Source organism: Sphingobium sp. LMC3-1-1.1 (assembly GCF_040676285.1).
GTDB lineage: Bacteria > Pseudomonadota > Alphaproteobacteria > Sphingomonadales > Sphingomonadaceae > Sphingobium.
Genome location: NZ_JBEGHQ010000035.1, coordinates 1 through 1,143, shown reverse-complemented (window position 1 = coordinate 1,143; position 1,143 = coordinate 1). Strand labels below are relative to the sequence as shown.

The 1,143-nt window shown below is 62.2% G+C and carries 1 protein-coding gene and 1 pseudogene; both read left to right on the top strand.

What is annotated here, in order from left to right; all coding sequences use genetic code 11:
• Positions 1–13: 13 nt before the first annotated feature.
• Positions 14–913, top strand: a complete 900-nt coding sequence (locus tag MRBLMC3_RS17430; protein ID WP_363830847.1) for a transposase — start codon at positions 14–16, stop codon at positions 911–913.
• Between the two features lie 3 nt (positions 914–916).
• A pseudogene (locus tag MRBLMC3_RS17425) lies at positions 917–1,143 on the top strand (IS3 family transposase); the annotation flags it as partial.

Genomic DNA, 1,143 nt, shown 5'->3' with positions numbered 1-1,143 from the left:
CCATATCCAGCACATGCAGAAGGCGCTGATGGAGATGAACGTGCAGCTTCATCACGTCGTTTCCGATATCACCGGGGTTACGGGCATGCGGATCATCAGGGCCATTGTGGCCGGCGAACGCACGCCCGTCACGCTGGCGGAAATGCGCGACGTCCGTTGCCACGCGTCCGTGGAGATCATCTGCGCCGCCTTGTCGGGAAACTGGCGGGATGGGCACATCTTCGCACTCTGCCAGTCGCTGGCGCTGTACGACTTTTACCAGACCAAAATCCTCGAATGCGATCGCAAGCTGGAGGTCGCGCTCAAGGCGCTCGCAATCGACAAGGGGCACGATATCCGCGGCCTCCCCAAAGTCAGGACCAAAAGACGGCAGGTGAATGCGCCTGCCTTCGAGGTCCGGTCTGCCCTTTATCGCGTGCTGGGCGTGGACCTGACGCAAATCCATGGAATCGGCCCATCCTTGGCGCTCAAACTCGTCGGCGAGTGCGGCACCGATCTCGCGGCATGGCCCAGTTCCAAGCATTTTACGTCCTGGCTATGTCTGGCGCCGGGCAACAAGATATCCGGTGGCAAACTGCTCGCGTCGAAAACGCGGCGCTCATCGAGCCGTGCGGCAGCACTCCTGCGTCTGGCCGCGACCACAATAGGCCGCAGCGACACCGCACTCGGCGCGTTTTACCGGAGGCTGGCGGCGCGCGCGGGAAAGGCGAAGGCGGTCACGGCCACAGCACGCAAGATCGCGGTCCTGTTTTACAACAGCCTGCGCTACGGCATGGCGTATGATGATCCCGGCGCCACCCAATATGAAGAACGGTACCGCAGCCGGGTGATCGGCAATCTCCAGCGCCGCGCCAAGGCTTTCGGCTTCTCCCTCCAGGAACTGCCTCCAGAGCCGGATATGGCTGTTTCTTAGTAAGGCCACACAGTTCTTCGCGAGCCAAAGGCCGTGAGGTTCGCCTTTGTGCACAGCTGGCGGCATCGCTGGCCGGTGGAGTTGATGTGTCGTGTCCTGCAGGTGAGCGAGCGCGGCTATCGTTCCTGGCGTTCGCGTCCGATCAGCCATCGGGAGCGGACGGACATGAGGGTGCTGGCCCATATCCGGGAACAATATAGCCTGAGCCTTGGCAGCTACGGCCGTCCGAG

What these genes read in the sequence shown, in the direction of transcription:
- MRBLMC3_RS17430 (WP_363830847.1), top strand. Translation starts at nt 14, where the DNA reads ATGCAGAAGGCGCTGATGGAGATGAACGTGCAGCTTCATCACGTCGTT.